Origin of the sequence: Rubritalea marina DSM 17716 (assembly GCF_000378105.1) — a bacterium.
Taxonomy (GTDB): domain Bacteria; phylum Verrucomicrobiota; class Verrucomicrobiia; order Verrucomicrobiales; family Akkermansiaceae; genus Rubritalea; species Rubritalea marina.
On the sequence record NZ_KB899248.1, the window covers coordinates 246,040 to 265,935 of the forward strand.

The 19,896-nt window shown below is 52.9% G+C and carries 16 protein-coding genes and 1 tRNA gene; 2 read left to right on the forward strand and 15 right to left on the reverse strand.

All coding sequences use genetic code 11. The annotated features are described in order from the left end of the window. Positions 1–15 precede the first annotated feature (15 nt). The 6 genes from tcdA to F454_RS15475 are packed head-to-tail and all read right to left on the reverse strand — an operon-like array spanning position 16 to position 4,538. On the reverse strand, positions 16–813 hold the full coding sequence (gene tcdA, locus F454_RS0102460) for a tRNA cyclic N6-threonylcarbamoyladenosine(37) synthase TcdA (protein ID WP_018969034.1): 798 nt from the start codon (positions 811–813) through the stop codon (positions 16–18). A gap of 20 nt (positions 814–833) precedes the next feature. Beyond that, on the reverse strand, positions 834–1,856 hold the full coding sequence (locus F454_RS13895; protein ID WP_018969035.1) for a class I SAM-dependent methyltransferase: 1,023 nt from the start codon (positions 1,854–1,856) through the stop codon (positions 834–836). 20 nt (positions 1,857–1,876) lie between these two features. Continuing rightward, a complete protein-coding gene (locus tag F454_RS0102470; protein ID WP_018969036.1) occupies positions 1,877–2,383 on the reverse strand; it encodes a hypothetical protein in 507 nt (168 codons plus the stop codon). Beyond that, positions 2,380–3,309, reverse strand: coding sequence for a site-specific tyrosine recombinase/integron integrase (xerA, locus tag F454_RS0102475; RefSeq protein WP_018969037.1), 930 nt, complete (start codon positions 3,307–3,309; stop codon positions 2,380–2,382). The genes F454_RS0102470 and xerA overlap by 4 nt, the downstream gene beginning before the upstream one ends. Positions 3,310–3,327: 18 nt before the next feature. Beyond that, complete coding sequence (locus F454_RS0102480; protein WP_018969038.1) at positions 3,328–3,753, reverse strand: Fur family transcriptional regulator; 426 nt, start codon at positions 3,751–3,753, stop codon at positions 3,328–3,330. A gap of 59 nt (positions 3,754–3,812) precedes the next feature. Beyond that, positions 3,813–4,538: a biosynthetic peptidoglycan transglycosylase gene (locus F454_RS15475; RefSeq protein WP_018969039.1), complete on the reverse strand. Its 726-nt coding sequence runs from the start codon at positions 4,536–4,538 to the stop codon at positions 3,813–3,815. 158 nt (positions 4,539–4,696) lie between these two features. Here F454_RS15475 and bioA point away from each other — a divergent pair, with 158 nt between their 5' ends. Both bioA and F454_RS0102495 read left to right on the forward strand, forming a co-directional pair. Further along, the gene (gene bioA / locus F454_RS0102490; protein ID WP_018969040.1) at positions 4,697–6,040 is read left to right on the forward strand and encodes an adenosylmethionine--8-amino-7-oxononanoate transaminase; all 1,344 of its coding nucleotides are present in this window, start codon (positions 4,697–4,699) and stop codon (positions 6,038–6,040) included. Between the two features lie 85 nt (positions 6,041–6,125). Next, positions 6,126–6,202, forward strand: a tRNA-Cys gene (locus tag F454_RS0102495). 554 nt (positions 6,203–6,756) lie between these two features. On the opposite strand, the gene F454_RS0102500 is transcribed toward F454_RS0102495, so the two are convergent. The 9 genes from F454_RS0102500 to F454_RS15480 all read right to left on the reverse strand — a co-directional run bounded on the left by F454_RS0102500 (position 6,757) and on the right by F454_RS15480 (position 19,886). Beyond that, positions 6,757–8,223, reverse strand: a complete 1,467-nt coding sequence (locus tag F454_RS0102500) for a DUF2130 domain-containing protein (RefSeq protein WP_018969041.1) — start codon at positions 8,221–8,223, stop codon at positions 6,757–6,759. A gap of 115 nt (positions 8,224–8,338) precedes the next feature. Then, a complete protein-coding gene (locus tag F454_RS0102505; protein ID WP_018969042.1) occupies positions 8,339–9,007 on the reverse strand; it encodes an HAD family hydrolase in 669 nt (222 codons plus the stop codon). 564 nt (positions 9,008–9,571) lie between these two features. After that, complete coding sequence (locus F454_RS0102510; protein ID WP_018969043.1) at positions 9,572–10,465, reverse strand: HNH endonuclease; 894 nt, start codon at positions 10,463–10,465, stop codon at positions 9,572–9,574. A gap of 19 nt (positions 10,466–10,484) precedes the next feature. After that, positions 10,485–11,174, reverse strand: a complete 690-nt coding sequence (locus F454_RS0102515; RefSeq protein WP_018969044.1) for a DUF6998 domain-containing protein — start codon at positions 11,172–11,174, stop codon at positions 10,485–10,487. A 26-nt stretch (positions 11,175–11,200) separates the two neighbouring features. Continuing rightward, on the reverse strand, positions 11,201–12,145 hold the full coding sequence (locus tag F454_RS0102520) for a nuclease-related domain-containing protein (RefSeq protein ID WP_018969045.1): 945 nt from the start codon (positions 12,143–12,145) through the stop codon (positions 11,201–11,203). Between the two features lie 224 nt (positions 12,146–12,369). After that, positions 12,370–15,315 carry a type I restriction endonuclease subunit R gene (locus F454_RS0102525; protein WP_018969046.1) on the reverse strand — a complete coding sequence of 982 codons (2,946 nt, stop codon included), beginning with the start codon at positions 15,313–15,315 and terminating at the stop codon, positions 12,370–12,372. A 38-nt stretch (positions 15,316–15,353) separates the two neighbouring features. Further along, the gene (locus F454_RS0102530) at positions 15,354–16,364 is read right to left on the reverse strand and encodes a PDDEXK nuclease domain-containing protein (protein ID WP_018969047.1); all 1,011 of its coding nucleotides are present in this window, start codon (positions 16,362–16,364) and stop codon (positions 15,354–15,356) included. A gap of 33 nt (positions 16,365–16,397) precedes the next feature. Continuing rightward, a complete protein-coding gene (locus F454_RS0102535; RefSeq protein ID WP_018969048.1) occupies positions 16,398–16,730 on the reverse strand; it encodes a type I restriction endonuclease in 333 nt (110 codons plus the stop codon). Positions 16,731–16,748: 18 nt separating this feature from the next. Continuing rightward, on the reverse strand, positions 16,749–19,886 hold the full coding sequence (locus F454_RS15480; protein ID WP_018969049.1) for an RNA-directed DNA polymerase: 3,138 nt from the start codon (positions 19,884–19,886) through the stop codon (positions 16,749–16,751). Positions 19,887–19,896: the final 10 nt, after the last annotated feature.

The following is a 19,896-nucleotide window of genomic DNA, read 5'->3' on the forward strand; positions in this document are numbered from 1 at the left end:
GGCAGGGCTGGGTGATTATTGGCTGAGCTTGTGCAGGGCACGCTCCACCGCAAAGAAGCCCACGGTGGCTGTCATGTGGGTGATCGATCCGTAGCCACTGGCACAGTTGAGGCGCATGTCGCGGCCGTCAGCTTCCTGAGGGCGCTCGGTTGAGACGCTGCCGTCGCATTGTGGGAACACTGCTTGCTCGGTGGAGAACACCGCCTCGATGCCAAACTTTTTGGGCTTTTTACTATCCCCTTTGGGGAAGCCGTACTGGCTGCGTAGCTTGCTGCGCACGTTGGCCAGCAAGGGATCGTTGGTCACGCGGCTGAGGTCCGCGTGTTGGATCAAGCTTGGGTTGCGCAATCCGCCGGCACCCCCGCAGCTGACCACGGGGATCTGGCGCTGGCGGCATTGAGCCAGCAGGTGAGTCTTTTCTTTGACGCGGTCGATGGCGTCTATCACGTAATCGTATCCTGGAGCAAAGAATTCCTCGGCATTGCGCTCGCTGTAGAATGCGATGTGGTTGACCACTTCGCAGTCCGGGTTGATCGCGCGGATTCGTTCTTCCATGGCATCGGTCTTTTGCTTGCCAATGGCACCATCGAGGGCGTGCAACTGGCGGTTGATGTTGGTCACGCAAATGTCATCGAGGTCGAGCAGGGTGATCTTGCCAATGCCTGAGCGCGCGAGTGCCTCTGCGGCCCATGAACCGACGCCACCGATACCCACCACCGCCACGTGTGACTCGGTGAAGCGCTCCAAGGCAGGCACCCCGTAGAGCCGGGCAATGCCGCCGAAGCGTTCGATCGATTGTGGGCTGAGTTTCATGTGCTTGGGTGGCGCTGCATTTACTTTCTAGCCATGAAGCATTTGAAGCCATCGCGCTCGGCTAGGAGGCGCTGGCTGCGAAACTCGTTGGCCATGAGGTCTTCATAAGGAAGGTGGAGGTTCGCCACAATGTAGAGCACGCCGCCGGGTTTGAGGATGCGAGCCGCTTCACGGATGAAGCTCTTGCCAAGGGCGAAACTTTGGTCCTGTGCATCGTGGAAGGGTGGGTTCATGATCACCCAATCGAAGGCGCGTTCGTGCATCGCGCCGGCAGTGACGTCGCACCACTTGTAGAGTGCGTTATCATGGCCTGCTAGGTTTTGTTGGGCGCAGTCGAGTGCACGTTGGTCGAGCTCGAAGAGTACCAACTCGCGGATGCGCTGGCGCGGAATTTCCAACACGGTCTTGCTGAGGAAGCCGTAGCCGGCCCCGAGGTCGGCACCCGAACCATAGAATGATTCTTTCTGTAAAAACTCTGCGAGGATCTTGGACCCGGTGTCCACCTTCTCTGCGGAGAAGATGCCCGGGGTGGTGACGAGTTCGGTGCCTTTCATCGGCTTTGGCTTGCTCAGGCTATGCCATTTGCGTGCGAGGCTGCGGTCATGCGGGCTGGAGCTATCGAAGATCCGGCACTTGGCCTTGCTGCATGTGTCGACCGCTTCGAAGAGCTTGGAGATGTCGCGTTTGAGGCGTGAGGCGCCCATGCGGTTTGGCACCACTGAGATCCAGCGCCCTTGTGGGGCGCGTTGTTGGCAGTACTTGCCGAGCTTGGTGAGATTCTCGGTGGCAAATTTGCTGGCGAAGTGGATGATGGTATCAAATTCTTGATCGCAGGCTTGCAGTGCTTGCTGTCCGGCTTCGGCCCAGTCTTGCTTGTCATTGGCGAGGTGGGTGATCACCTCGAGGCTTTGGTATTGGAGATGTTCGAGCCATGCGCCAGGCACCCCTTGGATGATGAGCAGGCGCCCGAGATCGCTGGGGATCTCATCCTGCTGGAAGTAATGCTTTAGGGCTTGGCTAGATTGTGTCGATGCTTGAGACATGGTAGTGCTGCGGCTCGGTACTATTCAAAATGCACCCCGCTGACCAGCCATTCTTTTTCAATTTTTTTGAATGTGAATGTGCCAGAGAAGTCGATGCTGTGGGGTTTTTTATTGCGGGTTTGGTAGTGCATGGTGAAGGCGACATCGACGCTGGCCTGGTGTTCATCGCGTTCCTTGATCTCGAGCTCTGGTTCGCTGATCTCGATCCAGTCAGCAGTTTCCATGATGAAGGTGAGGGCTGCTTTGGCTTGCTGCTGTGGGACCATGACCGGCTCGACTTGGGAGCGTGGGATGTGGAAGTTTGATTGGATGGGTGGGTAGCTTACCAGGAGGTTCTTACAGGTGAGGTCGATCAGGTCCTCGGCTTTGAAGGAGCGCTCGATGCGCCCGGTGCCATCCTCCATGCGAGCACAATCGATGAGCGCCGCGCTGCGGCGTAGAATCACGTTTTGTGGGAGAAACCACCAAATGGCGAAGCCAATGAGGGCGGCGATGAGGGCGAGGAGTATGCTGCGGCTGGTGCTCATGAGTCTTGGGGTTTCTTGGCTTTGTTGTGCGCGAGTGGGTGTGCGTGTTGGTAGGTCTCTTTCATCCGCGTCGTGCTCACGTGGGTGTAGATTTGGGTGGTCGAGAGCGAGGCGTGACCCAGCAGTTCTTGCACCGCACGGAGGTCCGCACCATTGTCGAGCAAGTGGGTGGCGAAGGAATGGCGCAGCTTGTGTGGGGTGACATGGATCGGGATGCTGGTTTGCTTGAGGTACTTGTGGAGCATCGAGCTAATCGAGCGCGTCGAGAGGGCGCGGCGGCTCTTGTTGATGAAGAGCGGGCCCTCGTGGACCCGAGCGGCCTGGCGGTAGCGCTGTAGCGCTTGCATGGCGTAGGAACCGATGGGGACCACGCGTTCCTTGCCGCCTTTTCCCATCACTCGGGAGATCCCTTCGTCGTAGAGTACGGCCTCCACGCGCAGCGCAGCGAGCTCGGAGATGCGCAGGCCCGTCGAGTAAAAGAGCTCGAGAATGGCGGCGTCTCGTAGGGGCATCCAGTCGGGGGCTTGTTTCGGTAGCTCGGCCTGCATCGGTGCTTCGAGGAGCTCGACGATCTGGCTTTGGTTGAGGATCGTGGGTAGCTTGCGCTCTTGCTTTGGGAGTTGTAGCTCGGCGATGGGGGACTTCTCGAGTCCGTGGCGGTGGACCAAGTACTTGTAGAACGAGCGCAGCGCAGAGAAGCGCAGGCGGATTGTGGAGCGCGCGATTTCCTGCTGCATGCAGTGGTAGAGGTAGCTGCGGAAGTGCTCGTTGGTGCAGGCCTTCCAACCAGCGAAGCCGCTGTCATCGAGGTAGCTTTTGCAGGCATTGAGCGCCTGTGAGTAGTTGCGCAGGGTGCGCTCAGAGCAAGACTTTTCCACCCGCATGAATTGCAGGAAACTATCGCTGAGTTGGTCGTCGCTGAGCATGAACGAAGGCGCGAAGGACTAACTACATTTCGGGCAAATGCCAAAAAACTCGAGTTCGTGGTAGAGCTTGGTGAAGCCGGTCTTGGTGGCGAGTTCCTTCTCTAGCTTGTGTACCGGGCAGGGGGCGTCGATCGCCTCGATTTTGCCACAGTCGGAGCAAATCAAAAAGTCTTGGTGGCGGCCTTCGAGCAAGAGGGTGAAGTACGCGGCGCGCTCGTGCAGGCCGAGGCGGCGCACGATTGCTTTATCCATGAGGCGTTGCAGCAGGCGAAAGACGGTGGCGCGGTCGCATTGCTCTGCGAGGTTCGGGTGTTCCGCTAGATCGGCGAGGGTCATGGGAGAGTGGCTTTCCAGCATTGTCTCAAGCAGCAATTCTAGGGCTTTGGTACGGCGTAGCCCAGCGTCGCGGCAGCGTTGGATAATACTCTCAGTGCTATGTTGCATTAGATTGAATGTGCAAGTGGATAAGCTAAATTGCAAGCTTGGAGCATTGCGCCGCGCGATTATCGTTTGGTGAGCTTGAGCGGGGGGGGGGAGCTCGTCTCTGTGAGCGGGTATTGGAAGGCGACGTGCATGCGTTCGAGTACCCAATCGCGGCGCTTCATCGCGCCTGCTGGGTTGCGCCTTGGGTTGTGGCGCGTTGGTGCCTGGGGCAGGCCAGCTAGCAAGGCCACCTCGTGGATGTCTAGCTCGTCGATCTCGCGGCGAAAGTAATGCCGAGCGGCGCTGCGTGGGCCGCGCGTGTTGTTGGCGTACTCGAGCTTGCTGAAGTAATACGCGAGGATGGTGTCCTTGTTGTAGCGCATTTCTAGGTGCCGAGCTGCGTAGGCTTCGATGACCTTGCTTTTGAGGTTGCGCGGTGGGTAGTTTCTGCTGAGTTTGATGCTTTGCTGGCTGATGGTGGAGGCACCGCTGACCATGCGCCCGGCGCCCCAGGAATCGAGCATGGCGCGGCCAATCGCGAGCGGGTCGATCCCGTGGTGGCGGTAGAAGCGTTTGTCCTCGGCCGCGAGCGTCGCTTCGATCATGAGTTGATTGATCCGTTGGTTGCTCACACCGGGGTAGTCGACGAGCTCGAGGTAGCCATCTTGTTGGGAATCTGAGCCCAGTTCTTTAAGTTCGGGAATCTCGAAAGCGAAGGGTAGAAGGTACCAATTCGCCGCCCAGCAGAGCACGCCAGCCACGGCTGCGATGCTGAATCCTTTTTTGGTGATGCGTGGGAGCTTCATGGCGGGCTGGGTGGAATCAGATTCTCACGTGCTTTGGAGTCAAAGCAGTCACCATTCTAACACGCATTGCTGGCGATGGGTAGTCTGAATGTGTGCCACGGGGGCGAGCGTGTCGGCTCGGTGTGTGTCGGCATCATTTCGGGGTTGCCGACACCGCGATGTGGGGATTAGATGCGGGCATGCGCGCGCAGGATGACAGCCACGACCACGACCATTGGGTAGCCTTGGACAAGGCGCATTGCTGGCATCCCTTCACCCCGCAGGACCTTTGGTGCGACCCACAGCACGACCCACTCATGTTGGTCAAGGGCGATGGTGTCTGGCTTGAAGACGATGCTGGTCATCGGTACATCGATGGCAATGCCTCGATCTGGACCAACATCCACGGCCACGCGCACCCGACCATCAACCAGGCGATCCAACAACAACTCAGCAAGGTAAGTCACAGCTCGTACTTAGGCTATGCGCATCCGCTGGCCTCCGAGCTCGCCTGTGAGCTGGCAGCCCAATTCCCTGACAGCTCATTGCAGCGTGTCTTTTATTCCGACAATGGTTCTACCGCTGTCGAGTGTGCGCTGAAGATGGCGATCCAGTACCGCATGCAGTGTGGTGAAGCACAGCGCGATACCTTTGTCGCCTTCATCGATGGCTACCATGGCGACACCATGGGGGCGGCCTCGCTCGGCGGTGTCGATGCCTTTTTTGCCCGTTTTCGCAAGTTTGGCTTCCCGGTGGAATTTGTGCGATCGCTGGAGGAACTCCGTGCGCTCGAGTGCCTTGGGCGGGTGGCTGGGGTGATCATTGAACCGCTGGTGCAGGGGGTGAATCAAGTGCATGTCTGGCCGGAGGGGATGCTCGCTGAGCTACGCGCGTTCACCTCGGAGCAGGGAATCCACCTCATTCTCGATGAAGTGATGACTGGCTTTGGCCGCACGGGCAAGATGTTCGCCTGCCAGCACGAAGAGGTTGTGCCGGACTTTCTCTGCCTCGCCAAGGGACTCACTGGGGGCTATCTGCCGCTGGCAGCCACCTTGGTGCGCGAAGAAATCTACGACGCCTTTCGTGGCGATCGCAGCCGCGCATTCTACTACGGGCATAGCTACACTGCCAACCCGCTGGGCTGCGCTGCCGCCCTCGCCAGCCTTCAGGTGTTCGCAGAGGAACAAACGCTCGAGCGCCTGCCTGCCAAGATCCAACAGCTCAGTGAAGCGTTGCAACAGCTGCAGCAAGCATCACCGTGGGTGCACAGCACCCGCCAGTGTGGGATGGTTGCCGGAGTCGAGCTGCGCGCGCGCGATGGCCAGGCATTCCCAGCGAACCGCAGGGTGGGCGATGCTGTTTGCTTAGCTGCCCGCCAGTACGGGCTACTCACGCGCCCGGTTCTCGATACCATCATCATCTTGCCACCGCTCAGCATCAACGCCGAAGAAATCCACCACATCTTCACTGCTATCACTCAAGCAATTAGCGATACCTTGGGCGATTCCGCAGAAATTCTTTAACATTGTATTGTTGACAGCCAGCACACATGCCGTTACCAAATCCCCGCGCTATGATGCTTCATGCTGAGTTGCGCACACTCCATATGGCGGAGTGCCCAAGTGGTCTAAGGGACCGGTTTGCAAAACCGATATTCACGAGTTCGAATCTCGTCTCCGCCTCCAATTTCTTAAAAAAGGTAGCCATTCGGCTACCTTTTTTATTTGGTGAGACGAGGTTCGAACCGAAGGGTTCGACTGCTGGACGTGCATCACGTTGCCTGTCTCACTTTGCGGAGGAGCAAAGTGCATCCTGTAGGTCCCGAGCAGAGCGAGAACAATCTCGTCTCCGCCTCCAATTTCTTAAAAAAGGTAGCCACGCGGCTACCTTTTTTATTTGGTGAGACGAGGTTCGAACCGAAGGGTTCGACTGCTGGACGTGGATCACGTTGCCTATCACACCTTGCGGAGGAGCAAAGTGCATCCTGCAGGTCCCGAGCAGAGCGAGAACAATCTCGTCTCCGCCTCCAATTTTAAGGTAGGGACGGTTTTCCAAACCGCCCGTCACCCACCGCCGAGCATGCATGCGCATCCACGCTAGTGCTTTTTCTGTTGGTGTTGGTAGGGGACTTTGCCGCTTTTGCTGAGGCGTGTTCACCCAGAACCATCTGCGATCATGAGGCCTTCGAGCTGACCTTGACCACCCGGGCTGCGCCCGCCATGTGCTGGCTCAGGCGCGCTTAGCCGTCGAGGCTGGCGTCACCCGTCGAATTTGCCGAACTTGCTTGGTCGAACTTCTCCTTCATCGTTGGATTCTTGCGGGTGAGTTTCTTCACCGTCACATCCTGTGCTTTGTCGTTGGCGAGGCGCAGGTTGTTCTCGGACTTGAGCAAGGCGTCGCGCGTCTTTTGCAGGTGGTTGATTGATTTATCGATCTCGCTGATGGCGGTGTGGAACTGGCGCGAGGCGAGGTCGTAGTTTCTTCCAAACTTGGTTTTAAAGTCTTCGAGGTCGGCCTCAAAGTTGGTGACGTCGATGTTCTGCGCCTTCACCAGAGCGAGCTCGTTCTTGTAGCTCAGGGCATTCATGGCAGCGTCGCGCAGCAAGGTGATCATGGGGATGAAGAACTGCGGGCGGATCACGTACATCTTCTCATAGCGGTACGACACATCGACGATCCCCGAGTTGTAGAGTTCGTTCTCAGGCTCTAGCAATGAGACCAAGATTGCGTACTCACAGCCTTTTTCTCTGCGGTCCTTATCCAGCTCTTTAAAGAAGTCTTCATTCTTCTTTTTGGTCGCGGTGGTGTCGTTCTCGTTCTTCATTTCGAACATGATAGACACCACCTCGGTGCCGACCGCGTCGACATCTTTGAAGATGAAGTCGCCCTTGCTGCCGGTGCGCGCATCGTTGTCCTTCTCAAAATAGGCACGTGGGAAGGCGGTGGCTCGTAGGCGGTTGAATTCTGTTTCGCAATGTTGTTCGAGGGTTTCGCCCACCATCTTGGTGGAGAGCTTGGCCTTGAAGTCCTTGAGGCGTTCGATCTCTTCGTCGCGGTCCTTGAGGCGGATTTCGTATTGCTCGGTGATCGCTTTTTCCGCCACCTGCTTTTCCAGCTCAGCTTGATCGAGGCTGTGCTTGAGTGTGTCGCGTTGTTTCTCTACGGCACCCACGGCCTCGGTGATGGCGAGCTTCTGGCTGATCTCTTTGGCCTGCAATTGGCCCTTCAAGTCTTGAATCAAGGCCTGGTGCTTCTGCAGCTCTGACTGCAGAGTGGCGCTGACCTGTTGCTCGGTGAGCGCGACGGCATTGGCCTTATCCATCGCCGCTTGCTCGGTGCTGTGTTGCGATGCTTGCTGCGCTTGTTTCAGCTGGTTGAGTAGGGCGTCGCGCTCCTTTTCTACCGCCGTCACGGCTGCGTTGACCGCGAGCTCTTGCTTGGTTTTTCCAGCCTCTGACTGGGCCTGCAGCTGCGCCTGCAGTTCCTTGATCGTCGCTTCCTTCTGCTGGGTTTCGCTCATGAGTTCGCTGCTGAGCTTCGCCTTCGCTAGCTCCACCGCGTCGTGCTTTTCCTTGGCCGCTAGCTCGAGTCGTTCGTGTAACTGAGCATCGAATTCCGAGTCGCGAACTTGCTTGAGGATGTCGGCATAGCCGGTCTCATCAATTTTGAAGGCTTTGCCACAATGCGGGCATGAGATGTTGTTCATAGTAATGTGTCTACTGGGTGGGTCAGAAATGTTCTAGCGCATCGGGTGGGACAAGCACAGGGCGTGCCCCATGAAATTAAGCATTCTTCCGCCCCGATCGCCTGAGCCGATGCTCTTAGCCACGGGGGCTCGTCAGCCAGTCGGCCACAGCGCCAAGGTCCTTGAACTCGGGGATCCAGCTGAGCTCCTCCGGCAGCTCGGTGGTGAACTCACAGCGCAGGCGCACCGGGTGAGCGCCTGAGTCGATCGCCGCGTGTTGGTTGTAGATCCGGTCGTCTACCAGAATCGTCTCCTCTGGATTGAGGTCGTACTTCTTGTAGCACTCACGCAGGCTATCAGCCTTGGCGGTATCGTGCATGAAGGCTCCGTGTTGCACGCACTCGATGGTGAGGAAGTCGGTGACCGGTGCCAAGACATCATTGAGGTACGCCGTCTTGGCTTCCACATCGAAAGTCGCCGACATCGTGAATTGCTTGAAGCCCGCCGCGTCGAGGCGCTTGAGAGTTTCAATCACGCCCGGGTAGAGCGGACGATCGCGGAAGAATGCCTGGTCGGCGCAAAAGTCGCGGTCCATCTCGCTACCGAGCTCAGGGTGGGTCTTGAGTTCGAGCGAACCGTATTCGGGAATGATCGGTAGAACCTCTGGCAATTGTTCCCACTTCAGCCCCTCATAACGCTCGCGGTAGTTCGGGTGCTTCGTTAGGAAGTTGAAATACGCGTGATTGAGGTTGGCAAGGACACCATCGACGTCCCAGAAAATGTTTTTGATTTGAGAAGGAACCATGGCCGAAGTCTCTCTGACACCCCAGCCCTTGGTCAAGGTTCATCGTTCCCAAGGTGGGGCTGTCTGTCCCCAGACGACCGCAGAGCTCTGTCCAAGTGATAGAAATCATGAAATCACGTGCAAAAGCGGTGAGTGGTTCAGAAATTAGGTCTGAAAATATATTAACAACTAACAAGTTAGAACGTGGTTGTGTGGTGGTGGGGAGGTGGAGTGGTTGTGTTTGCTTGCTTGCTCGCTGTTGCACTGCGTGGCTCGCTCGTGCTGCACGCGTTGCGTTGCGCGCTGTTGTGTCAGCTTGCTTTGCTCGCTGGCTTGGCTGGGCCTGCGCTGATCGATAAAGTCTCGCGTTGCTGGCCTGTATCGATCTTCAATCCACAGTCGAGTGGGCCAGAGGCACTATACGCAATCAGTTATGCGAAGTCGCGGGAACAAACATGCGGGAACAAACATGCGGGAACAAACATGCGGGAACAAACATGCGGGAACAAACATGCGGGAACAAACATGCGGGAACAAACATGCGGGAACAAACATGCGGGAACAACGTTGCGGGAGCCAGGGGCTCTACACGTGATACGCGACGAGTTTCTCGAATCGGTACTCTAGTGCGCGTTGGCTGGGGTAGAATGCTTCGTCCTTGGGGAGGAGGAGGTCCTTGCCCTGCAGAGCCAGTAGCTCGGACTCGGCGGGCGAGCGGCGCGCATCGAAGGCGTGGCTCACGTGCCATGTCAGGTCGGGCCCTGGGCTGATAAGCCCGCGATCCATGATCCAGTGGTGGTGTTTGCAGAGGGCGATTCCATTACTTGGGTGGTCGTTGAATTCATCGGCAAAGGGGATGAGGTGGGCGGCGTCGATGAAACTCACATTGAGCTTGGGGATTTTGATCCGCATGCCACAGGCGGCACAGCAATCATCATAGAGCTCAGCAATTTTACGTTTGAATGCCGCGCCGCGTGCTGGTTTGTGCGCTTGCGCAGCCGATGGTAGGGGAGTTGGCAGGCTGGCCAATGCAAGTAGCGCTTGGCGGTGCTCTGGGAAGTAGCGAGATATCAGGAGCTCTCGTACTTCTGCGCGTTTGTTCGCGGTGTTGATGTGTTGCTGGATCGCTTTGGATAGCAGGGCAGTCACGTTGCCGAGATCTTTTCTGCGTGGCCGATCACTCAGCGGCGCTGCGGAAGCCTGAAGCACAGGGTTCCAGAATCCCTCCGAGCGCAGGTAAAAAAACGGGTTCTCTGGCGTGTCGCTGTCGTTGCGCTGTTTCACCACTTCAAAGCGTTCCGTGAAGAGGCTGAGCAGTTCTTGGTTCCATGGAATGGCAGCGCAGTCTGCGACACCAAGATCAATCATCTCAAGTGCCGCCAAGAGCATGAGGGGCTTGTGTGGGCGCTCATGGCGCTCAGGCCCGCTGCCGATACAGTCGACCTTGAGGTTGTAGAGTATATCCGTGAAATTTTGCATGGTGGATGAGCGGGCGGAGCTACTCCTGCACTAGGCTCTTGAGGTGCTGGATGAGGCGCGAGCCTAGCTGGCGTGTGTTGTAGGGATTGTCGTTGGAGTTGAGGATGGGAATCCCGAGTTCGTGGCAAATTTTTCGAAGAGTGGGCTTCGCGATTGGTATTTGCTCGTTGTTGTTGAATACGAGGATGGTGCCAGATTCTAACTCGCGGATGGTGGTGTCATGGTATTTTGCCTCGGCCACTACTTGCTGGCTTTCAATCGGGCGGGTGGTCTTGGTCGGCTGGCGCAGTTTCGCTAAGCTGGCATTTCGCTTCCCGTGTGCATTGGGTGCCGAGAGATAGCGATCGGCTTCTTCAATTGAACAATCGAGCAAGGTGTCGATCTGCATTTCCTCTGTGTTTAGGTGGAAGATCATGATGCGATCCACCTGATCGAGAGTGTTGGCATTGAAGCTCATGTGCCCACCAGATCCGCTTTGGGTTGTCGTCTTCACCGAAATTCGAGCACCACCAGATGATACAACATCGTAGCCTGCTTGATTGGTCTCGGGTGCCATCTGCCCACCGGTCATGAGTGCGGCATAGAGCTCGCCAATACGCCCCACCAGGTGGCGTTGCTCAGCGAGCGCTACTCCCCAGGAAAGCTCGCGTTCGAGCCAGTTCATGGCTTCGCCTAAGGATTGGATGACTTGGATTTGTGATAGTGCCATAATGATGATCGTCTTGTAAATATAGGTTATCTCGCACCTTCGATGTCGCGGCATTTGTCTTCGATTCTTGTAGCGATGGCTTTTATTTCACTGGTGTTGAGACGTCTGCCTTTACCAAGGGAGGGGAGGCGCTCTGCTATTTTAGTGGCGCTCTGGACGCCGAGTTTGTGCCAGTGTTTCGAGCGAATCCACCACCCTGGGTAGACCACGATTGGGCGGATTTCTTTTTCGGTGATACCTGGTATGTTAAGCCAGCGATAGAATTGCTCCGACTGCCTCAATGCTTGTTTGATTGGCTTTTCATCAATCGATCCATCCGGGAAACGCAGAGAGGTGGTCTCGCGTGATGTGCCTTCCACGGCAATCTCATGCGCCTCCAATTCATTTACTGGTGACTTGAGCGACTTTCTCTTCGCCTTGGTTTCAATAATAAAGATCCCTTCTGGACCGATCGCGATGTGGTCGATGTTGAAGTTGCTAGTCTCGCCACCGGGACGCATGTCGAACAGGAAGTCATGGTAAACATAGTAACCTTTCCTCAGCAGGGGCGTGAGCTCGGCCCCCACGCAGCGCTCGCCGTCGAAACCTAGACTGTAGTTCATCAAGTCTTTGCGCGCTTTCATTAGCTTCTTCCATTCTCCCAAAGCAAGACCCCAGCCAAGACTGCACGCCACTATCATAGCGGCTACGATCTGTGTTAGAGGCGCTTTAGAGATTATTATCAAGAACAGGCCTGGGGCGATCAGAAAGAATGCTAGCTTTGATAGAATGTCGTTGATCTGATCTTGGAACTCAATGATTTTAAGCCGCAAGGACTCACCAGGAGGACGTAGTAGCTTGTCCGCAAATGGTGAGCGGCTGTGTTGTTTTTCTTCGGTCACGACAAGCTTCAAGCGCCGGAGCATGAACACAGAGGGGAGTGCAATCAGTGCGATTCCTAGGGGGAAGGTGATGATAGTTGATTCGGGCATGGGGTATGTGAATGAAAGATGAATTTAAGGGCGCCTATTGAGGCGAAAATGCCAATTGCCTATCATATCTACAGGTTAACATCTAATAAGTTAGAGCATGGATGTTGTTATGTGTGTGTGTGGTTGTGGGGTGGAGTTTGTGTTTATCAAGTGGATGGATGTCGCTGTGCTGATCCATGCACTTGTCGGCCAGCTTCTTTTTTTAACTTTTTGGTAAGCTTCTTTTAAGCGGCGACGCCTTGGATGAAGGTTTTGACGTAGTCGATGACTTTGGTGAGGACGCGTTCTCGGGTGGGTTTGCGCTCGGAGAGTTTGAGTTTGCGCTCGATGATATCGACGATGTCGGGGTTTGAGAGGGGTTCTTTGCCCGTGTAGACGTAGCGTTCGATCACTTTGGCGAGTTTGTCCTCATTGAGTTCTTCTTCTTTGACCAGCTCGTCGAATGCTTTGCGCCTTTGTTGTTCCCAATACTCTTCAAAAGATTCTGGGATTTGGGCTGCGTCTTTGATGTCTGGGAGGTTCGACTCGATGAACTGTTCGATGAGTTCCTTTTTGGTGCGTAACTCTGGATCTCCAGCGAGGGCTTCGAGAATGCGTTTCTTGATGGCTTTCTGTTCGGCTTCCTCAGCGTCGTATAGTTGGGCGAGGAGTTGGAGGATGTACTGGACGTTGATAACGTCCTTGTGGATGAGTTCTAGCTCGAAGTCGACGTCGTCGAGGATCGAGACTTTTTCTTTCTCGGTGTCCGATTTGACTTTGTCGTAGAGGTCGAGGTAGGCGCTCTTGAAGTCAGCGTAGTCTTGAGCGTCGATGCCTAGTTCGTCTTGGTCGAACTCGGCGTAGGTTTCGAGAATGTTCATCAAGCGCATCAGCTCACGGAAGGCTTTGACGAAAAGGAGTTCGGCTTCTTCGTCTGCAAGGTCTTTGACGTCGTCTGGCTTTGCACAGATTTCTCTGAGGTCGTTTGCTGCTTCGTTAAAGAGGTCGACGAACTGGTCGTAAGGAGGGATGAAGATTTCTTCCTTGGCGTCGACGTTAGAGAAGAGCTTGAGCGCTTCGTCGGTGCGTTTCTTGAGGTTGCGGAATACCACGATGTTGCCCTGTGACTTCACCTCATTGAGAATGCGGTTGGTGCGGGAGTATGCTTGAATGAGTCCGTGGTAGCGTAGGTTCTTGTCGACGTAGAGCGTATTGAGCGTCTTGGAGTCGAAGCCAGTGAGGAACATGTTCACTACTAACAAGATATCGACCTTGCGCGACTTCACTTTCTTGGCGATGTCTTGGTAATAGCCGTAGAAGGACTTGGTGTCTCTGGTCGAGTAGTTCGTGCCGAACATCCCGTTGTAGTCGGTGATAAAGCTATCGAGGTGTTCTCTGGTGTGTTTGTTGCCAGTATCACCACCAATGATTTCACCGCCCTCATCGAGAATGCCGTCGGCGTCCTTGTCGTCTTCGTTGGCTGCGTAGCTGAAGATGGTGGCGACTTTGAGATTGTGTTTTCCTTCCGCCTTCTTTTGAGCGAAGAGCTGGTAGTATTGGATCAGAACGTCGACTGAGCTGACACAGAACATCGCGGTGAACTGCGGGTGCTTGGTCTTGGCTTTGTGGCGGTCGAGAATGTAGTCGGTGATCTTTTCGAGGCGAGCGGGGGAGTCCATCAGCTCCTTGGTGTCGATCCCTTCGACCTCGATGTCGACGTTGTTAGGTGACTCAGCCTTTTGTTTGTAGCGTCCTACATATTCGACGGAGAACTTGAGGACATTCTCGTCCTTGATCGCATCGGTGATGACGTAGGAGTGGAGCTTTTTGTGGAACAGGTCTTTGGTGGTGCGCTTCACGCCACCTGCTGTAGTCTTGGGCACGACTTTGTATGGGACTTCGTCTTCCGCCACCCTTGATAACTGGGCTGTGTTTTGATGGTGGGCTCTGGACTTTTTGCTGACGGAAGCATTCTCGGCAAAGATCGGGGTTCCAGTGAAGCCAAACATCTGGTGATTGTTGAAGAACTCGACAATGCGATGGTGGGTGTCGCCGAACTGGGAGCGATGGCACTCGTCGAAAATGAAGATGATCTTCTTGCCGCGGAATGGCTCCATCTTGGCAAGGTGCTGAGGCTTGCTGATGGCGGTGTTGAGTTTCTGGAGCGTGGTGACGATGAGCTTGGTGTCATCGGTAAATTGCTCAACGAGCTTGCTGGTGTTGTCGGTGCTATCGACGCTACCCTTGGAGAAGCTGTTGAATTCTTTGATCGTCTGATAGTCGAGATCTTTGCGGTCGACGCAGAAAACTACCTTATGCACGTCTGTATGCCCTGTGAGGATCTGCGACGCCTTAAATGATGTGAGAGTCTTACCCGAACCCGTGGTGTGCCATATATAGCCATTCTTGTCCGTTTCTGGTGGGTTCTGCACTCGATCAATGATCGCTTCAGTGGCGTAGAACTGATAGGGACGCAGCACCATCAGAATCTTGTCGGTCTCATTCAGCACAATGTACTGGCTGAGCATCTTGGCGAGATGGCTGCGATCGAGGAATGTCTCGGTGAATGCCTCTAACTCGCGGATCGTTTTGTTGTCTTCCTGTGCCCAGAAGAATGTTTGTTTGAACGATTGCTGACGGTTGTTGGCGTAGTACTTGGTGTTTACTCCGTTAGAGATCACGAAGATCTGAATGAAGTTAAACAAGCCAGAGCCAGCCCAGTAGCTGTGCTTTTGGTAACGATTGGTTTGGTTGAATGCCTCTTTCAGCTCCAGCCCTCGGCGTTTGAGTTCGATCTGCACCAGTGGCAGACCATTGACCAAGAGGGTGACATCGTAGCGGTTCTTGTAACTGCCTTCCATGGTCACTTGCTGGGTGACTTGGAAGAGGTTACGCTCTAGTTGGTTCTCATTGAGAAAGTCGAGATAGACCGTTTCTCCGTCCTCACGCTCAAGCGCCATACGATCACGCAGGATTTTTGCTTTTTCGAATACGGCATTGGAGCGCGTAAGGTGGTTCATGACCTTGCCGAACTCGGTGTCGGTGAGAGTTACGCCATTGAAGTCTTCGAGCTGCGTCTTGAGGTTAGCTAACAGACTAGCTTCGTCGATCACCGCCACCTTTTCGTACCCTTGTGTTAGGAGGTGGGCTACGAGTGCATTTTCTAGTTTCTGCTCTGATTGGGGTGGCATGGCGGTGGAATGCTGAATGTTGAGTTTTGAATGATAAATTATTCGAGGAGACGGCGTTCTCGTTCGAGCTCGGCGATGAGCTCTTCCTCGGAAGGGAGGATGGTGCGGTATTTGGAGGCAAAGAGTTGCTCGCTTTCTTTGAGCACGGAGTATTGCACCATGGTTTCATCTTTGTCGGCACAGAGAATGATGCCGATAGTTGGATTGTCATCTTCTCCACGTTTTAGGTCATCAAACATACGGACATACATGTCCATTTGACCGATGTCTTGGTGGGTGAGTTTGGTAGTTTTTAGATCGACGACGACAAAGCACTTCAGAAGGTAGTTATAGAAAACGAGATCGAGGTAGAAGTGGCTTGTCTCCGTGCTGATTCGCATCTGTCGGGCTACGAATGAAAATCCGCCACCGAGTTCGAGGAGAAACTTCTGCAGGTCATTGATCAGGGCTGTCTCCAGTTCTCTTTCCTGTAAACTGGGCTCTTCTGGAAGCTTAAGAAATTCTAGCACGTAAGGATCTTTTAGAATGTTAAGCGCTGAGCTTTGAGTGCTGAGGGTATTATTCTCTGAGTCCTCTGTTGATTTCTTAGTAGAAAGAAGGCGCTGGTAGGTGTGGGGCTGGATCTGTCTTTCTAGAGTCCGCGTGCTCCAGTTTTCCCTGCTACATTGTTCGATATAGTAGGCTCTGGCGGCTGCATCGTCGACACGCATGATGCTGCGGTGGTGCGTCCAGCTTAAATTGCTACGCAGTGCGTAGCAGTTTGAACCATCGGGATAGATTAGGTAAAACTGGCGGAAGTTTCGAAGGTTGGCGTAGGAGAAGCCTTTGCCAAATTCCTTGTTGAGTTGTTTCGATAGTTCCTTGAGTAAACCTGAGCCATATTCAGCCTGAGCTGAACCTCCTTGCTCCTCCTCAACAATACGTTTGCCTATCTGCCAATACGCTTCAACCATCGCGGTGTTCACCGTCTGGGCAACCTGCGTGCGCGCCTGATTGAGAATCTGACGAACCTCGGTGAAGAATGGGGTGCTGGGTAATTGCTGACTCACTTTTTTTAATAGTTAGTTGTGAAGAATGAATGGTTAATTCTTATACGGAGTGACTTCGAAGAGGTTGCGCTCTAGCTGGTTCTCATCGAGGAAATCGAGATAGACTGTTTCTCCATCCTCTCGCTCAAGCGCCATCCAATCACGCAGGATCTTGGCTTTCTCAAAGACTGCATTGGAGCGGGTGAGATGGTTCATCACCTTGCCGAACTCGGAGTCTGTCAGTGTGACGCCATTGAAGGCTTCGAGCTGAGTCTTGAGGTTAGCTAACAAACTCGCTTCGTCTTCGACTTTGACGCGCTCATGGCCTTGGGCGACGAGTTGATCGACGAGTTCATTTTCGAGGGTTTGTTCGGATTGTGTGGGCATCGTAAGTATTAGATTACTTTAAGCCTTGGGATATTTCCTTGAGGGATTAATTTCAAAACCGTCAGGAACGGGTTTGAACGGTTCTTTGGGTGAACGGTGGTGCGTTTGGAATTTTCTGAGCGCGGTGATGTCGACTTCTCCTACGACTAAGTAATCGTCAACCCCACCCTTTAGTCTAATCACATCTTGATCGTAACGTTCCTTAGCTGGTTTTCGAATTCGGCTGTCTCCGTATTTTCGGTTGTTACACTGGACAATATAGGTGTGGATGTCAGAAGCTGACGACTCAACTAAAGAGTTAAAGCTTTCTGTGTCTTGATTCCATTGAGGGATGAAAAGCGTATCGATTTCTCCACGTAGACTGGCTCGATATTCTATATTACTGAATTCTGAACAGATAAGTAGAGAGAACCTAAATTCTCCATGAACAAGGATAGGCGGGGTCTTCCAAGATCGTTTGGGCAGCACCTGTTTGTTAGCAAGTTCATAAAGTTGACGCTCTTCATGGATAGCGGCACTTTTTTTATCCTGTCTGTAGATGGAAAAAGCTGCAAATTCATCGTTGTGAGTAGGTAGCGAAACCCACACTTGATTATTAACGACACTAGGGTTTTGCGGTTTTGGTGGCTCGTAGTTGTCGTCAGCAGGTTGTTCAGAATCTACGTTTTGCTGTATTTCACTGTGAGAGCCATTTGGATGGATGTATTCAACTCCTGCAATGAGTGAAATACCAGCTCGGTTAAACTTCATAGCCAAGGGAATAAACCATGAGGGTTTGAGTGATAGCTCTGGGAAAATTACATAGTCAGGCTTTGTAGGATTATTGAGAATGAGTTTAGCGAGGTGGCAGAGTCTATGAAATCTGCTTTTGTCAGGGTCTTTAGAATCAAAAACAGAAGCTTCCCAGCTCTTATCTTCGGTAAGCCAACTGGTAATACCGACCATCAGCTTGCCGCTTTTAGTCCCCTTTTTATTGGGGAATTTAATATAGCGACCTTCTTTCTCTGGGTCTCTTGTCGGGAGGTCTTCGGGGTGAATTGAATAACCACGTTGAGAAAGTAAAATTGCTGAATATTTTTCCTTGTGTTGTTTGTTGAAGGGATCGGGATGTAGTAAATGTAGTTCGTGTAGGTGGAATGGTCTTGTGGGGAAGAGAAATCCGCAGGGGAGAAGAGTGACTTCCTTTTTCGTGTCTTCACCTTCTTCATTTGAAGCGTCTTTTTTTGGATTTATGTTCAAAAATCTCAAGAGGCAATGGACGCCAATCGAGATCTCAGAGCGATCTAGCATATTTTCAATAGGTGTATAGCTGTGCTGTTCATGCGCTCTCGGATAAGTGTCGTATCCACGTAGTTCTTCGGGTAAGTAGGAATTTCGATATGGAATGTTACCTAGGTCGTATGCAAATAAATTGTATGGGAGATTCGTTCTGAATTGAGCGAATATAAATCTATGAGATAGGGTTTCACCTTCCCAGAAAAGCTCAGCTAATACTGGATGCTCCCATGTTTCGTCTTCACAAAAGATATCTCTTAATGTTCCAAGCCTATTTTTAGAAGAGGCTGCTAAGAAGGTTTCAAAAATTTGATTTTTCAGCACTTGATGCCATTTTCCCTCTATACCTTTAGGGACGGGACATGTAGAATTAGGAGGCTGTTTAAGTTCGATACTACTCAATCGGCTAATTTCGTTAAGAGTGTCTGCAAGGCGAAGGAGCATCTGTTTTATTTCAGCATAGTCTTCATTTACTATGCCAAGTGTAAGAACCCGTGGGAGGTATGAGACAAAGTCGATGAGGTTGCAAGGGGTGACGATAAGTTCGGTGAATGCCTTAATGAATGCGCTACGTTGCTCCGACCAAGCAGACGGAGGCATGGCTCTCCCGTAGGCTTCATAATCACGCAATTGAATGGCAAACTTGCTTTTCCTCGTGGTGGCTTTGTCCGCATCTCTGAGAGTAGTGACGTTGTCACCATTTCCAGAAAGAACGTCAGTGAGATCAGTTGGAATCTGATCTGAATCCTCTGGAACTTCTGGCATTCCTCTCCACTCACTACTATTTTTTGCAAAATTTTCTTCAATTTTCTGAAGCAGAGCTGTTCCACTCAATCCATGGAGGTTAAATATTTTGTTCTTCTCATTCTCAAAGTAGATAGAGGAGCTCTTCAAGTAGGATGTTACTACTCTTATTAGTTCCGAGCCTTGACTACTTTTCTCCCGTCTCAAGAGTCCCTTGGAGCCTCGATGAAGCCGCTTCCAGAGGTTTACCTTGGACTCCGCCTTTTCGCTAGGTAGAATGAGAATGATGTCATCCACGTATCTACCATAATGGAGAGGGTTCAGCTCCTGGAGTATAACCTCATCCAGCTCTTTTAGAGCTAAATTAGCAATAACGTTAGATGCTGATAGTCCGACTGGAAGCCCTTTTTGGAATGGAGTCTCTTGGCTCCATTTAGCTAATTGATTGATGAAATAGGTGTGCAATTTCAGAGTCTCACCGCGTGGAGGGAATTTAAATTGCTTCAGAAACTCTTGATCAAGCATGAACGAGACGTCCAAGCTGTGGTAATAAGAACTAACATCCGCTGTGATCGCAGTAATCCGCTTTTTACTCTCTAGGCTCTCCTTCATACAGGAAACCCCGTCGCTCCTCCAATTCTGGTAGGGGGTGAGGTAGTGATTAAAGTTCCCGAGTGAGAGGTGGTTTAGCTCACCAATTGTTTCGTTACCGACAGGTTTCTTTCTTCTCAAACGGTTACCGTATACCGATTCCGAAAGCTCTTTGTCGAATTCGTTGCCCACTTTTTGAATCCATAGTGAGGATAAAACGTGGAAGTCAATTGGTAGCGACTCCATAACCCTTAGCTTCAATGTGGGGCTGCATTCTTCAGAGAGGCTAGACCAACGATCCCATGAATCCGAGCTAAAGGTATCAGTAGAGTCGTAGTTTAGCTCAATAGCAGCAGGGAAAGCAGTCCAGCTCCCCTCAGTAAAATCAAATTCCTCATTGTCGATCTTTTCAAGTAGAGCATTAAGGTTCTTCAAGAGGTCACTTTCATAGCGCATGAGATCTTCTCGGCGCGAAATAGTTGAATAGAAGATATCTACCTTAGCTTTTCTATAGGCTATTGTGAGGTCTTTAAGAGTGATTTTCATGAGGGAAGGG

Coding starts and splice junctions, on each gene's coding strand:
- tcdA (WP_018969034.1), bottom strand. CDS start 813: ATGAAACTCAGCCCACAATCGATCGAACGCTTCGGCGGCATTGCCCGG.
- F454_RS13895 (WP_018969035.1), bottom strand. CDS start 1,856: ATGTCTCAAGCATCGACACAATCTAGCCAAGCCCTAAAGCATTACTTC.
- F454_RS0102470 (WP_018969036.1), bottom strand. CDS start 2,383: ATGAGCACCAGCCGCAGCATACTCCTCGCCCTCATCGCCGCCCTCATT.
- xerA (WP_018969037.1), bottom strand. CDS start 3,309: ATGCTCAGCGACGACCAACTCAGCGATAGTTTCCTGCAATTCATGCGG.
- F454_RS0102480 (WP_018969038.1), bottom strand. CDS start 3,753: ATGCAACATAGCACTGAGAGTATTATCCAACGCTGCCGCGACGCTGGG.
- F454_RS15475 (WP_018969039.1), bottom strand. CDS start 4,538: ATGAAGCTCCCACGCATCACCAAAAAAGGATTCAGCATCGCAGCCGTG.
- bioA (WP_018969040.1), top strand. CDS start 4,697: ATGTGGGGATTAGATGCGGGCATGCGCGCGCAGGATGACAGCCACGAC.
- F454_RS0102500 (WP_018969041.1), bottom strand. CDS start 8,223: ATGAACAACATCTCATGCCCGCATTGTGGCAAAGCCTTCAAAATTGAT.
- F454_RS0102505 (WP_018969042.1), bottom strand. CDS start 9,007: ATGGTTCCTTCTCAAATCAAAAACATTTTCTGGGACGTCGATGGTGTC.
- F454_RS0102510 (WP_018969043.1), bottom strand. CDS start 10,465: ATGCAAAATTTCACGGATATACTCTACAACCTCAAGGTCGACTGTATC.
- F454_RS0102515 (WP_018969044.1), bottom strand. CDS start 11,174: ATGGCACTATCACAAATCCAAGTCATCCAATCCTTAGGCGAAGCCATG.
- F454_RS0102520 (WP_018969045.1), bottom strand. CDS start 12,145: ATGCCCGAATCAACTATCATCACCTTCCCCCTAGGAATCGCACTGATT.
- F454_RS0102525 (WP_018969046.1), bottom strand. CDS start 15,315: ATGCCACCCCAATCAGAGCAGAAACTAGAAAATGCACTCGTAGCCCAC.
- F454_RS0102535 (WP_018969048.1), bottom strand. CDS start 16,730: ATGCCCACACAATCCGAACAAACCCTCGAAAATGAACTCGTCGATCAA.
- F454_RS15480 (WP_018969049.1), bottom strand. CDS start 19,886: ATGAAAATCACTCTTAAAGACCTCACAATAGCCTATAGAAAAGCTAAG.